The organism is Pseudolactococcus insecticola (genome assembly GCF_011170065.1).
GTDB classification, from domain to species: Bacteria; Bacillota; Bacilli; order Lactobacillales; family Streptococcaceae; genus Pseudolactococcus; species Pseudolactococcus insecticola.
Genome location: NZ_BLLH01000004.1, coordinates 57,919 through 70,976, shown reverse-complemented (window position 1 = coordinate 70,976; position 13,058 = coordinate 57,919). Strand labels below are relative to the sequence as shown.

Here is a 13,058-nt window from a genome sequence, read left to right as displayed (position 1 = left end):
GGGCGCTTAATTGCCAATCAACTATACAAGCGAAGCCGAGTTAGAGCAGACACTGATTGAAAGTCTCGAACTTGGTGTGTCACAGTGGACCTACCGACCGGACTTGCGCACGGAGGACGACCTGTGGGCCAATCTCAAGCAAAAGATCGAACAAAACAACACGGAGCATCTGAACGGTGTCATGCTGACAGAGTCCGAATTTCGTCAGATCAAAAACACGCTAAGCTTTCCGAGTTATTTTGATGCAGCGAAATGGCTTGCTGGTGAAAACGGCGTTGCTAAGGTCTATGTACAACGTGAGGATGCCACGCTTGGCAAAGTCATGCTGACCGTCATCAACAACAACGACATTGCGGGCGGTATCTCAAGCTATGAAGTCGTCAATCAGGTCGAGCGTGATCGTGCATCAGTGGACGACCAAGACCGCAGGCTGGATGTGACCTTGCTCATCAACGGCCTGCCCATGATCCATATCGAGCTGAAAAACCGCAATCATCCCTTTATGGACGCCTTTCGTCAGATCAAAAAATACCTGCATGAGGATAAGTTTTCAGGTATTTACTCGACCTTACAGATGTTTGTCGTCTCAAACGGGACAGACACACGCTATATCGCAGCCGCCGATGAACGCCATCTAAACGAGAAGTTTCTATCGACTTGGGTCGATAAGAAAAACCGCCCAGTGAACGACCTGTTTGCCTTTTCTGACGCCGTATTATCTATCCCGCAGGCGCACTTGCTTGTCGGGCAGTATTCGGTGATAGATAACGACAAACAAGCGCTTATCTTGCTGCGGCCTTATCAGATTCACGCCATTGAAGCCGTCAAAGAAGCGAGCCGTAACCGTCAGTCGGGCTATGTCTGGCACACGACGGGCTCAGGAAAGACACTGACGAGCTACAAAGTCGCGCGTAATCTCCTGCAAATCCCGAGTATCGACAAAACCATTTTCGTCATTGACCGAGTGGACCTAGACCAGCAGACATCGGCGAGTTTCAAGTCCTACTCTGAAAATGACACCTTTGACATCGACGAAACGGGAAATGTCACGGAGCTGGTGCGGCATCTATCGAGTAATGACCGCTCTGTGATCGTGACAACTATCCAAAAGCTAAACCACGTCATGAAACGGGCGGACGGGAAGACGGACACGCCAAAATGGCAAAAAATCCGCAATCTCAATCTGGCATTTGTCGTTGACGAGGCCCACCGTGCTGTCAGCATGCCAAAAATGTCTGAGATCAAGAAGTTTTTCCCTAAGTCGCTCTGGTACGGCTTTACAGGCACACCCATCTTTGCAGAAAATAACAAAACGGCAAAAGGTGGCTTGCAAGTGACGACGCAAGCACAGTACGGCGAGCGGCTACACGAGTACACGGTAAAAGAAGCCATCCACGACAGTGCGGTACTAGGTTTTCTCGTCGACTATCAGTCAACCATTGACAAAGATAGTATCAACGATGCGGTCATCAAGCTGTTGATGGCGAAGCCTAAAACAGACGAAAAAAAGGCGCGTGAGCTCATGCTTGCCATGGACGACGAAGAAAAAGAAGCCATGCTACCAGCGTCGCTCTATGACGATGAGGCGCATATGAAGCAAGTTGTCGAGTTTATCGTGAATCAATCACGCAATAAACTAGGCTTTGACAACCCTGGTGCGAGTGCTGGTGCGACCTACACGGCTATCCTCACGACGCAAAGCATCGCAAAAGCGCAGCAATACTACAACTTGTTTAAAGCGCTGAAAAACAACGAGCTTGAGGATGTCGAGATTGCTGAGCGGACACGTAAGATCGTCCCTGACTTTCCCAAGTTTGCCATTACCTACTCAGTCAGTGAAAATGAAGCAGACTCGACTAAAAATCAAGACGCCATGAAAGCATCTATCAAGGACTATAACGAGACCTATAACAAAAATTTCACGATTGAGGAGTTGCGGGCCTATAACGCTGACATCAATGACCGGCTGGCACGCAAGAAAGAAATCTATCAGCGCCGTGACAATCAGCTGGACCTTGTCATCGTGGTTGACCGCTTGCTAACGGGATTTGATGCGCCGTGTCTGTCAACGCTGTTTATCGACAGAACGCCCATGCCACCGCAGGATTTGATACAGGCTTTTAGCCGGACCAACCGTATCTTTGATACTTATAAGCGCTATGGGCAAGTCGTGACGTTTCAAACGCCGAAACGCTTTGAGCGGGCGGTAAAAAGTGCCCTGCTGATGTATTCCAATGGCGGTGAAAACTTTGTCTTGGCACCTGTCTGGGCTGAGGCTAAAAAAGGCCTGACGCAGGCGATTAGCGGCTTGCGCAAACAGGCACTAGTGCCCAATGACATCGAAATCAGCGATACAACGTCGAGCGAAGCCCTGCAACTATTTGCCAAAGCCTTCCAAACTGTGGATAAAGCCCTGTCACTCGCCATGATCTACACGGAGTTTGATAATAACACCTATGAAGCCGAGTTTCACATCGCAAATGACGAGCTTGAAGCCTATAACGGCAAGTATGCCAATGTTATCGAAGAGCTGAAACGGCGCAAAGGCGATGGTGGCGGGGGTGATGATGGCATTGAGATTGACGTGGCATATGAACTGCGCCAAGTCAGTGAGAATACCATCAATCATCAGTTTATTATGGACGTGATCCAGGCCTTTATCCCGACCAACCAGCCTGACGCTTATCAGCCTGGGTCAAAGGATGAAGCGAAGATTGACACCTATATCACGCAGCTAAGTAAGACAAATCCTAAGCTCGGGAAAATCATGCGTGATCTGTGGTTTGCCATCAAGATGGATCCTGAAAACTACCGTGGCAAGCAAGTGAGTCAGCTGATGGATGAAATCGTGGATCAGACCATCCATGAACGCTTGAAAAAGTTTGTAGCAGACTGGCAGGTGTCCTATGATAACTTAGCATTTGCGACAAGAAACTGGCGGGCTAACCTAGATAGCGACACCAAGCAAAACGGGGAAGATGCCGTGGTAGACTCTGGCGACTATCTTGTTTATAAGGAACAGTCGCTAGATTCAGTCAGTAAGCTGAAGTACAAACCAGAAATTCGCCGCGCTTTGAAGGTAATGGTTGAAACCGATATTTTGCCATTGCGGAAACAGTGAAGCGTGTGTGGGAACATAACTTTAAATGGTATAATATAAGTAATTGAAGTGAGGAGGGGGATTTAAATGACTTTAGACGTGAATAAACAAGAAATGACGATTATGGGCGTAAAGTTTGATAATCGCCCAGATTTTGAAGCCGTGTGGTATGCAGTAAGTTCAAACATGATTGAAGGGTGGCAGCCGAAAGTAGCCTTTATCGAGAAGATGAGGCTACGAATGATTGAACTTAGAAAAGGCGCTGTCAATGCCTAAAAAAGAATACAGTTCTTATCAGTATGTTGACCCTGATAATAAATATACCTACCCGAATTCTTCAGTGCTCATCAATAAGTTTGATATACAAGATGTGCATAAAGCACGGGAAAAAGAGTATGAACTTGTGAGTATGCGCTTGTTGGAATTAGATATTTTTCCTATCAAGGTTCAGAGTATGAAAGATATTTTAGCTATACATCAGTATATTTTTCAAGATTTGTATTGGTGGGCAGGTCAATATCGAGAAGTAAATATTTCTAAGAGTGGGAATAATTTTATGGCTATGCAAGCATTTGGTTCTGCAGAAATATATATGAATTCACTGCTCAAAGATTATCATCAAAATGCACAGACGAGAGATGACGTTATTAGGCATCTTGCATTGATTTTGGATAACCAAAATTATCTACACCCATTTAGAGAGGGAAACGGTCGAACACAGCGGGAAGTCGTTCGTGTGTTGGCACTGGAAAAAGGGTATAAAGCACAAATTAAACTAGAATCCGATGATGAAATTTATAATCTTTATATGGATGGAACTGTTTACAGTGATACGAAAAAGCTGGAACAGTTATTTGATAAGATTCTCGAAAATGCTGAATAAAATTCGTATGGTGGAAAGCCATGCGATTTTTTACTCAGATGAAGGACTTGACAAACACGTCAAATAAGGGTATGATAGTAAGGTATGTTTCATGAATATGGGCATATCGCGTGGGAGGGCATATCGTCCATTAAACCACATCACGAGAAGAGATTTCACATCGAAATCAATCAATAGGAGGAAATTATCGTGGCTAAAGAAGTACAAAACATTGTCAAATTGCAAATTCCAGCCGGAAAAGCAACACCAGCTCCCCCAGTAGGACCAGCACTTGGTCAAGCAGGGATCAACATCATGGGATTCACAAAAGAATTTAACGCGCGTACAGCTGACCAAGCTGGCATGATCATCCCAGTTGTTATTTCAGTTTATGAAGATAAATCATTTACTTTCGTAACTAAAACACCACCAGCAGCAGTATTGCTCAAAAAAGCAGCTGGCGTTGAAAAAGGGTCAGGTACACCAAACACTGTTAAAGTGGCAACTGTTACCAAAGCTCAAGTACAACAAATCGCTGAAACTAAAATGGAAGACCTAAACGCCTCATCTGTCGAAAGTGCTATGCGCATGATCGAAGGAACAGCACGTTCTATGGGCTTTGTTGTCGAAGGTTAATTTTTGAGATGTCTCTAACTTTTAGCGTTAGAGGTGTCAAAAATGACTGATTTCAGATGTGAGTCTGAGATATGTAAACCACCCAATCGACAAGATGAAGCGGTGGAAGATTGCTTGCAATCGTTAATACCACAAGGAGAATTTTAATAATGGCTAAAAAAAGCAAACAATTGCGTGCAGCTTTGGAAAAAGTAGACGCAACTAAACTTTACACAGCACAAGAAGCTGTTGCACTTGCTAAAGATACAAACTTCGCAAAATTTGACGCGACTGTTGAAGTAGCATACAACCTTAACATCGACGTGAAAAAAGCTGACCAACAAATCCGTGGCGCAATGGTATTGCCAAACGGAACTGGTAAAACAGCTAAAGTCTTGGTTTTTGCTAAAGGCGAAAAAGCTGAAGAAGCTAAAGCTGCAGGCGCTGACTACGTTGGTGAAATGGAATACGTTGACAAAATCAACGGTGGCTGGTTTGACTTCGACGTTGTCGTTGCAACACCTGACATGATGGCTGTTGTTGGTCGTCTTGGTCGTGTGCTTGGCCCACGTAACCTCATGCCTAACCCTAAAACTGGTACAGTGACGATGGACGTGACTAAAGCAGTTGAAGAAGTTAAAGCTGGTAAAGTGACTTACCGTGCTGAAAAAGCTGGTATCGTACACGTTGCTATCGGGAAAGTATCATTTGACGCTGACAAATTGCTCGAAAACTTCCAAGCAATCAACAACGTTATCGCTGCTGCTAAACCAGCAACTGCAAAAGGAACATACATCGAAAGCTTGACAATCACAACAACTTTCGGACCTGGTATCAAGGTTGATCCTAACTTTTAAGTTTGGGCTGTATGAGATAAAAAGTCGTCCTTTGGGACGGCTTTTTTTTGTGTATGCACAATTGTGCTAGTATTTTTTATTGTGCCAGATAGTAGTTTTATGGTATAATACAACTGTATTACATATAGGAGGATGCAAGATGACAACTATTTCATTGCGTGTGACGGATGCTGAAGCGATGGTGATCAGAGAATACGCGAAAGTGCATGCTAAAAATACCAGCGATTTTTTAAGAGAGCTGGCGCTTGAAAAAATAGAAAATGATATTGACATGGCTGTATATAGCAAAGCTATGGCAAGCCACTCTGAAACGCCTGAGGACATTTCTCACGATGACATGATGCGGGAGCTTGGTCTTTGAATGACAAATCAAGCGGCTATAAAGTTCGCTATGAAGTCGGTGCACAAAAAGCGCTTAAAAAACTAGATAAGTCTGTGTCACGTCAAATCATGGCATGGATCAGTAAAAATCTAGTTGGGACTGATAATCCACGGCAACATGGCAAGGGTTTGGTTGCAGATAGAAGTGGTGCTTGGCGTTATCGCATCGGTAACTATCGGTTGATTGCGGACATAAATGAAAAAGAGATTTTGATATTAATTCTTGAGATTGGTCATCGGCGGGATGTTTATAAACGTTAAAATCAGCTATAATAAATCGTTAATTTGTTTTTGTGTTATTTAATCCTGACAAATTTGACTAAACATCACTATTTTGCTATGATATAGTTAAAGAGAGGTGTTATATTATGGTGAAGTTTATCTGGTCTTATCTGACGGCGGTGTTTGCTGTGTTATATGTCTTTCAACAGTTGCATTGGATGATTTTTGGGGTACATATGCTTGGTGTCGCCTTGTTCGCGTTAAGTTTTTGGTTGCTGAAAAATCAAAAAACACATGAGATGATAGCAGCAAATCTTGGTCTGGTGTTTGTGATTTTGGTGCTGTGGTTTTCAACCAAAACGTTTTTCTACATCCAAAATGGTTTGTCGCTCGCATTTTTCCTAAGTGCTGTGACCGTGACGCAGGCGGTAGGTGGCTTTTGGGGGAGGAAGTTCGCATGAAGATGGCGATCACACGAGATACGGGATTTTACGCTGTGGGGAGTCCTTTGCTGATTTTTGTCAATGGTGAGAAGGTTTTGAGTCTGTCAGAAGACGAGTCTAAGACGCTTGAGGTCGCTGCAAGGGACGTTGTGACGGCGAAGTTAGTCTCTATGAAGTCTGATAGCTATACGGTCAGAGCTGAGTCACAGGCAATCAAAATCACGCCAAACTCAAATCGTGCTGTGCAGGCAGGTTTGTTTCTCTTTCTCAAGTTTTTCATGCCTGGACGACTTGCGATAACAGAGGTTTGAAAATAAAAAAACGAGTTCTCATTTTGATGAGAGCTCGTTTTGGATTTTACTCGAGAGTTCGGTGATGGCATCGATCCGTGGCTGTGCTTGGAACTGGTATTCTTTGACATCTTTTTGGATATCAGCTGCGACGATTTTCGCATAGCCGAGCTCAAACTTGACGTTATCAAGCTTTTTTTTGACATCGTTAGACTCGCTTGCGATGTCTCGTCCAATGGTCGTGAGGACCTTAAAATAGTCAATAATGGACATGTTTGCCTCCTTTATCTAGATAAGTCAGCCAATAATTTTGGCTTGAATGGCTGTGAGGTCACGTGTATTTTCAGTGAAGTTGATGCTAAAACTCTTTTCACTATCATCATCATAGCGTGGAATCAAGTGGACATGGGCGTGAAAAACGCTTTGCCCCGCAATTGCTTCGTTGTTTTGTAGGATATTCAGCCCACTTGCGCCAAGTTTTTCTGTGAGCTGATTTGCGATGGCGGGGATTTTTGAAAATAGATTTCCAGCCTGTTCGGGTGTCATGGCAAGGACATTTCTGACGTGCGTTTTAGGGACGACGAGGGTGTGGCCAGGTGTGGTCTGTGTGATGTCAAGAAAAGCGAGTACATCATCATCCTCGTAGATTTTGTAGCTTGGAATCTCACCTGCAACGATCTTGCAGAAAATGCAGTCTGTCATCATAATCACCGTTTCTTTTCTATATTTTGATATAATAACATTATAACATTTTACACAAAGAAAGAGAAAAGATGACCTTAAAAATAGAAAATCTAACAGGTGGTTACTTTGGTAACACGGTCTTAAAAAATGTTGATTTTACAGTTGAAAATGGTGAATTAGTTGGACTTATCGGGCTAAATGGTGCGGGTAAGTCAACAACGATTCAAGAAATAATTGGCTTATTGTCCCCGTATCAAGGGCAAGTTTTGATAGATGGTCTGAGCATTCAAAAGGACGCTGAAAGCTACCGCAAGAAAATCGGCTTTATTCCAGAGCAGCCGTCACTTTATGAAGAGTTGACATTGCGTGAACATATTGAGGTGACGGCGCTTGCCTATGATATTGACAAAGAAACGGCGATGGCGCGCGCTGAAAAATTGCTCAAAACGTTCAGACTTTCTGACAAGCTTGACTGGTTTCCGTCAAACTTTTCAAAAGGCATGAAGCAAAAAGTCATGATTATCTGTGCTTTCTTGACGCAGCCGTCACTTTATATCATTGATGAGCCGTTTTTGGGGTTGGATCCGATTGCGATAAATGATCTGATTGCCCTCATGCTTGAGATGAAAAAAACGGGGGCATCCATCCTCATGTCGACGCACATCCTTGCTACCGCTGAAAAATTCTGTGATAAATTTATCGTTCTTCATGAGGGGCAAGTCATAGCAGATGGTGATCTTGCGGCGTTGCGTGCCAAGTTCAACCTGCCTGATGCTTCGCTAGATGAGATTTACCTAGCTCTGACTCAGACGGAAAGTTGGCAGGCATGAAGACGCTATTTGACACGCGAAAAGCCAAATGGCGCGCGCAAAATCTGCGGTATCTGCGCTTCGTTTTCAACGATCACTTTGTGCTGGTGCTCATGTTTTTGATTGGTTTTTTGGCCTATCAATATGCGGCTGTCATCAAAACGCTGCCTGAACATTGGTTGCCGGGCATCATTCTTGCTGTATTGATCTCAATCATGGGGTTATTTTTTGGACGTCTTGCGACATTTGTCGAGCCAGCAGATGAGCAGTTTTTGCTTGCAAAAGAAGCAGCAGTCCAGTCACATCTCAAGCGTAGCGCGAAAAGCTCGCTTGTCATGCCAGCGATTTTGCTGGTGTTTTTAGCCGTGATTTTAAGCCCACTTGCACAAGTAAGTCTGCCCGTCAGCATCATCTGGGCGCTGTGTTTAGTCGCCATCAAATATGGCTTGCTCGTCAGAAAGTCTCAGACATTTATCAAAAACAATCTGATCGACTGGTCGCAGCTGATCAGCTACGAAACTGCTCGTCAGAACACGATTTTGAAGATTTTTAGCCAGTTTACAGACGTCAAAGGTCTGCGTCAGAGCGCCAAGCGTCGCAAGTATCTGGATGGCTTTCTCGGCAAGACGACCAAGGCCTATGACTACCTTTTCATCAGGACTTTTCTGCGCAGTGGGGACTATTTTGCGCTCACGCTACGACTGACGGGGCTTGCGGTGTTGTCGCTGGTTTTCATCGGAAATGGCGTGCTAGCACTCTTGCTTGCGGTGTTGTTTGACTATTTGCTGGTTTTTCAGCTTCTGCCCCTCGGACAGTCGCAGGATTATCAGGTGTTAGTCAGTCTTTATCCATCGACACACGCGGATAAAATGCGTGCTGCACAAGGTGTGATCAAGCGGCTGATTCTTTCAGTCAGTGCGATTGAACTTGTGCTTGGCTTGATCAGATTTGATGACAAGGTGCTTGCTGTGGCTTTTGTTTTCACAGGGCTGTTTCTAGGCTTTGTCTATCCAAAACTCAAACTTAAATAAGGTATGGTCTATCACAATTATGTCACAAAAATTCAGAAAATTGTGGTAAAATAGGGACAACTTTAAAAGGAGTGCAGAAGCAGTGATGAAACATTTAGATTATCGGCACCAAGAAAAATGGGCCATGGCAGATAAGACGCTGATTCCACAGTCGCCGATTGATATTGATACAACGCAGCTGATTGCTAAAAATGACACGTCGCTTGAGATTAGTCTGCCTGAAATGCAGGAAGTGATTGTCAAAGACACGCCGATTGGCATCCAGATCTATGCGGATGGCGATCTCAAATGGCGTGGGCATGAGTATATGCTAAATCGCTTTCATTTTCACGACGGTGCGGAGCATTTGGTCAATGGCAAACGCCATGCAGCTGAGATTCATTTTGCTTTTGAGAGTGTTGACATCAACCAGCTGATTTTGACGGTGTTTGCAGACATTGACCCTGAAAATACCGATAATAGCATCAATGACCTGCTTGATACAGGGCATAAACTGGTCGAGTTTGACATCAATAAACTTTTGCCAAAGCAGCATACGTTTTGGACTTACAAAGGTTCTATGACAACGCCACCGCTCAATCAAACGGTGACCTGGCTCATCCTAGAGACGCCAATCAAGATTTCCCAATCTGAAAAAGATCTCTTACAAGATAAATTGCGCAGCAACTATCGCAACGTCCAAGACAAGCTAGGTCGCGAGATTTACCGTGTTGAAAATTAAAAAAAACGCTTGTTTTCATATTTTGAAAACGAAAGCGTTTTTTATTTAGTCAAATGCCACGATTTTTGTACCGTGAACATAGTCGCTGCCTGTTGCGGCTGCGATGTTACTAGCATTTTCAGCTGTCACACCACCGCCTGCGATGATCTGAATGCGATTTTTTGCCTGACTGACCAGAGTTGCGATTTTGTCAGTGTTGATTGGCTTGTCGAGGAAATTGCCGTGCATGAGAATCTTGTCAAAGCCAAGCTCAATCAGCGTTTCAAGTGCCTCAGGCTGATCAGCATCTGCAATCTCGTCAAACGCCATATGAAAGGTTACAGGGAGACCTTGACTTGCAATCATCAAAGTCTCGAGGACTTCTGTATCCAAAGTGTTTTCAGGTGTCAGAGCGCCGAAGACCAGTTCACTCGTCCCAGCTTCCACCGCTTTTAAGACGTCAGACTCCATGATCCTAAGCTCGACCGAGTTATAGACGAAATCGCCGCCACGTGGGCGAATCATGGTGGCAAGCGTGGTTTTGGTGTCTTTGAGGTAGTCGGCGGTTTCTTTGATGGTGCCAAAACTTGGCGTCGTGCCACCGACGGCGAGGTTGTCGCACAGCTCGATGCGCTCAGCACCAGCTGCGACAGCACGGGGGATGTCGGTGAAGTTTTCAGCGCAAAATTCTCTTATCATAATCTTTTTGTCCTTTACAAGATGGTATAACTATTATATCATTAAATTATACTCAAAAAATTGACAAAAGTTATTTATATCTCAAAAAACATCTGACGGCGCATGGCAAAGTCATCAAGGTCATCCCAGACCGCTGTTATCTGCAAGAATTACGGGCCGCATTTGGCATGCCGGTAGACTATGACAATGCAAGTGTCCTTGCAAAATTTGCCGAAAACTATCCAGACTTTAAACAAGAAGAAATCAACTACGTGTTTGATATCCTAGAAAATCTGCGGACAGACTTTCTAGCCATGTCACCACTTGAGTGGCAAGTCACACCAGAAGCCAAGGCAGAAATTGCCAAAAATCCACCGACGACAGCGGGCATACATGTGCGGATTTTGGTTGTGGGAAGTGAGTGTGTTCGATGCTAAATCGTTAAAGCCGTAACTAAAAAATCTTGTCACAAATTTCTGTGACAAGGTTTTTATTTACGTCGGAAATGAAAACGGTTACAATTAAAATATAAGTCAAAAACAAAAAGTTCACGAGGTAGAAAAAATGAACGAAAAAACATCTCTTAAAGTTAAAGTCCAACGTTTGGGCTCAGCTTTATCTAACATGGTCATGCCCAATATCCCGATTTTAATTGCTTGGGGTGTTCTGACGGCGCTCTTTATTCCAGACGGTTTTTTGCCAAATAAAGATTTTGCTGCCATGGTTGATCCCATGCTCAAATATTTGATTCCCATCATGATCGGCTACACTGGTGGTCGCAATGTTTACGATGCACGCGGTGGTGTCATTGGTGCAATTGCAACATTTGGTGCGATTGCAGGTTCTGACGTGCCAATGATTCTTGGTGCGATGGCAATGGGGCCACTTGCTGCTTGGGTCATTAAGAAATTTGATGAAGTAGTTGTGCCACATGTCAAAGCAGGCTTTGAAATGCTTGTCAATAACTTTTCAGCAGGTTTGATTGGCTTTGTTCTCGCGCTCTTTGCGCATCTCTTGGTCGGTCCTTTTGTTGATATTTTGACAAATGTTTTGGCTAAAGGTGTTGATTTCTTAGTTTCTGCTCACTTGATTCCTTTGGCAAATATCTTCATTGAACCAGCCAAAGTTCTCTTTTTGAACAATGCCATCAACCATGGTATCCTGACACCGCTTGGTCTTGAACAGGCACAAGCGACAGGTAAATCACTTCTCTTCTTACTTGAAGCAAATCCTGGACCAGGTCTTGGTGTCTTGTTAGCCTTCACTTTCTTTGGCAAGGGTTCCGCAAAAGCAACAGCACCAGGAGCTGCGCTCATACAGTTTATCGGTGGTATCCACGAAATTTACTTCCCTTATATCATGATGAAACCGGCGCTTTTCCTTGCAGTTATTGCAGGCGGTGTATCAGGAACATTTACAAATAACATGCTGGGATCAGGTCTAGTTGCACCAGCCTCACCAGGTTCTATCATCGCGATTTTAGGTATGGCAGCACCAAAAGGAATCGGCAATGTTTTAGCGGTTATTGCAGGTGTTACAGTTGCGGCAGTTGTCAGCTTCCTAGTCGCATCAGTCATCCTGAAAAATGACAAGTCGATGGTTTCTGATGAAGACTTGGCAGCTGCACAAGCTACAGTGTCATCAAGCAAAGCCGTTGCCAAAGGTCAAGCACAAGCAGGCCTTGACGCTGCAGTTGCAGAGCTTGGTGACATCAAACATATCATCTTTGCCTGTGATGCGGGTATGGGCTCATCAGCAATGGGAGCATCAATCCTGCGCGATAAGGTGAAAAAAGCAGGACTTGATATTGACGTGACCAACCGTGCCATATCAACCTTAACGGACGCCTCAGATACCCTAGTTGTGACGCAAGAAGAACTGGCAGATCGTGCCGCAAAATACGCACCAAGCTCAACACGAGTGGCTGTTTCAAACTTCCTAAATTCACCAAAATACGAAGAAATTGTAACAACACTTGCAGGCGCAGACTCAGCAGCACCAATCATAGCGGCTGAAACAGCTGTTAGTGATAATGATGTAGAAATTGATCTCAACCAGATTGACGAAGTGGTCTTTGCTCATGACGCTGCACACACTGGCAGCGCAACCATGGGATTAGAGACGATTCAAGCCATTTTCAAAAATCATGACGTGAAAATTCCAGTCATGGACGTTGAATTTTTGGGACTTGGCGCTTACAATGCTGCAAACATTGTCATCGTAACGACGACAGACACAACAGCGCTCGCTCAAAAATATGCGCCCAATGCGCAACATCTAAGCGTTGAAAGTTTGATAACAACACCTGAGTATGATAAAATGGTAGCGAGAATGGAAAAATAAGCTAGATTTTATCAAGTAAAAATGAGAAATAAAAGCCCGCAAT

General features: G+C 44.2%; 17 protein-coding genes. 14 read left to right on the top strand and 3 right to left on the bottom strand.

From position 1 onward, the window contains the following. Positions 1 to 16: 16 nt before the first annotated feature. The 9 genes from Hs20B_RS05105 (at position 17) to Hs20B_RS05065 (ending at position 6,791) form a co-directional block, all read left to right on the top strand. Positions 17 to 3,121 carry a type I restriction endonuclease subunit R gene (locus Hs20B_RS05105; protein ID WP_172356368.1) on the top strand — a complete coding sequence of 1,035 codons (3,105 nt, stop codon included), beginning with the start codon at positions 17 to 19 and terminating at the stop codon, positions 3,119 to 3,121. Between the two features lie 66 nt (positions 3,122 to 3,187). Further along, entirely contained in the window at positions 3,188 to 3,376 is a 189-nt protein-coding gene (locus Hs20B_RS05100) for a hypothetical protein (protein WP_172356255.1), read from the top strand. Then, entirely contained in the window at positions 3,369 to 3,983 is a 615-nt protein-coding gene (locus Hs20B_RS05095) for a Fic/DOC family protein (RefSeq protein ID WP_172356253.1), read from the top strand. The genes Hs20B_RS05100 and Hs20B_RS05095 overlap by 8 nt, the downstream gene beginning before the upstream one ends. Positions 3,984 to 4,172: 189 nt before the next feature. Beyond that, positions 4,173 to 4,598 carry a 50S ribosomal protein L11 gene (gene rplK, locus Hs20B_RS05090; protein WP_172356251.1) on the top strand — a complete coding sequence of 142 codons (426 nt, stop codon included), beginning with the start codon at positions 4,173 to 4,175 and terminating at the stop codon, positions 4,596 to 4,598. Positions 4,599 to 4,747: 149 nt separating this feature from the next. Next, positions 4,748 to 5,434 (top strand): 50S ribosomal protein L1, encoded by a 687-nt coding sequence (gene rplA, locus Hs20B_RS05085; RefSeq protein ID WP_172356249.1) that lies wholly within the window; start codon positions 4,748 to 4,750, stop codon positions 5,432 to 5,434. A gap of 139 nt (positions 5,435 to 5,573) precedes the next feature. Then, a complete protein-coding gene (relB, locus tag Hs20B_RS05080; RefSeq protein ID WP_172356247.1) occupies positions 5,574 to 5,795 on the top strand; it encodes a type II toxin-antitoxin system RelB family antitoxin in 222 nt (73 codons plus the stop codon). Next, on the top strand, positions 5,792 to 6,076 hold the full coding sequence (locus Hs20B_RS05075; RefSeq protein ID WP_172356245.1) for a type II toxin-antitoxin system RelE family toxin: 285 nt from the start codon (positions 5,792 to 5,794) through the stop codon (positions 6,074 to 6,076). Before relB ends, Hs20B_RS05075 begins: the two co-directional genes overlap by 4 nt. Before the next feature lie 107 nt (positions 6,077 to 6,183). After that, the gene (locus Hs20B_RS05070; protein ID WP_172356243.1) at positions 6,184 to 6,498 is read left to right on the top strand and encodes a hypothetical protein; all 315 of its coding nucleotides are present in this window, start codon (positions 6,184 to 6,186) and stop codon (positions 6,496 to 6,498) included. Next, on the top strand, positions 6,495 to 6,791 hold the full coding sequence (locus tag Hs20B_RS05065; protein ID WP_172356241.1) for a hypothetical protein: 297 nt from the start codon (positions 6,495 to 6,497) through the stop codon (positions 6,789 to 6,791). The genes Hs20B_RS05070 and Hs20B_RS05065 overlap by 4 nt, the downstream gene beginning before the upstream one ends. Before the next feature lie 18 nt (positions 6,792 to 6,809). Here the strand turns inward: Hs20B_RS05065 and Hs20B_RS05060 are convergent, their stop codons facing one another. Then, positions 6,810 to 7,043, bottom strand: coding sequence for a hypothetical protein (locus Hs20B_RS05060; protein ID WP_172356239.1), 234 nt, complete (start codon positions 7,041 to 7,043; stop codon positions 6,810 to 6,812). A 24-nt stretch (positions 7,044 to 7,067) separates the two neighbouring features. Then, positions 7,068 to 7,472, bottom strand: coding sequence for an HIT family protein (locus Hs20B_RS05055; RefSeq protein ID WP_172356366.1), 405 nt, complete (start codon positions 7,470 to 7,472; stop codon positions 7,068 to 7,070). A 71-nt stretch (positions 7,473 to 7,543) separates the two neighbouring features. Between Hs20B_RS05055 and Hs20B_RS05050 the strand changes: the two genes are divergently transcribed. The 3 genes from Hs20B_RS05050 to Hs20B_RS05040 all read left to right on the top strand — a co-directional run bounded on the left by Hs20B_RS05050 (position 7,544) and on the right by Hs20B_RS05040 (position 10,015). Beyond that, positions 7,544 to 8,284, top strand: coding sequence for an ABC transporter ATP-binding protein (locus Hs20B_RS05050; RefSeq protein ID WP_172356237.1), 741 nt, complete (start codon positions 7,544 to 7,546; stop codon positions 8,282 to 8,284). After that, complete coding sequence (locus Hs20B_RS05045) at positions 8,281 to 9,294, top strand: ABC transporter permease (protein WP_172356235.1); 1,014 nt, start codon at positions 8,281 to 8,283, stop codon at positions 9,292 to 9,294. The genes Hs20B_RS05050 and Hs20B_RS05045 overlap by 4 nt, the downstream gene beginning before the upstream one ends. A gap of 85 nt (positions 9,295 to 9,379) precedes the next feature. Then, a complete protein-coding gene (locus Hs20B_RS05040) occupies positions 9,380 to 10,015 on the top strand; it encodes a carbonic anhydrase family protein (RefSeq protein ID WP_172356233.1) in 636 nt (211 codons plus the stop codon). Positions 10,016 to 10,060: 45 nt separating this feature from the next. Here Hs20B_RS05040 and Hs20B_RS05035 read toward each other — a convergent pair whose 3' ends face one another. After that, positions 10,061 to 10,693 carry a copper homeostasis protein CutC gene (locus tag Hs20B_RS05035; protein ID WP_172356231.1) on the bottom strand — a complete coding sequence of 211 codons (633 nt, stop codon included), beginning with the start codon at positions 10,691 to 10,693 and terminating at the stop codon, positions 10,061 to 10,063. Positions 10,694 to 10,860: 167 nt separating this feature from the next. Between Hs20B_RS05035 and Hs20B_RS05030 the strand changes: the two genes are divergently transcribed. Continuing rightward, positions 10,861 to 11,109: a hypothetical protein gene (locus tag Hs20B_RS05030; protein WP_172356229.1), complete on the top strand. Its 249-nt coding sequence runs from the start codon at positions 10,861 to 10,863 to the stop codon at positions 11,107 to 11,109. 127 nt (positions 11,110 to 11,236) lie between these two features. Next, the gene (locus Hs20B_RS05025; protein WP_172356227.1) at positions 11,237 to 13,015 is read left to right on the top strand and encodes a PTS mannitol transporter subunit IIBC; all 1,779 of its coding nucleotides are present in this window, start codon (positions 11,237 to 11,239) and stop codon (positions 13,013 to 13,015) included. Positions 13,016 to 13,058: the final 43 nt, after the last annotated feature.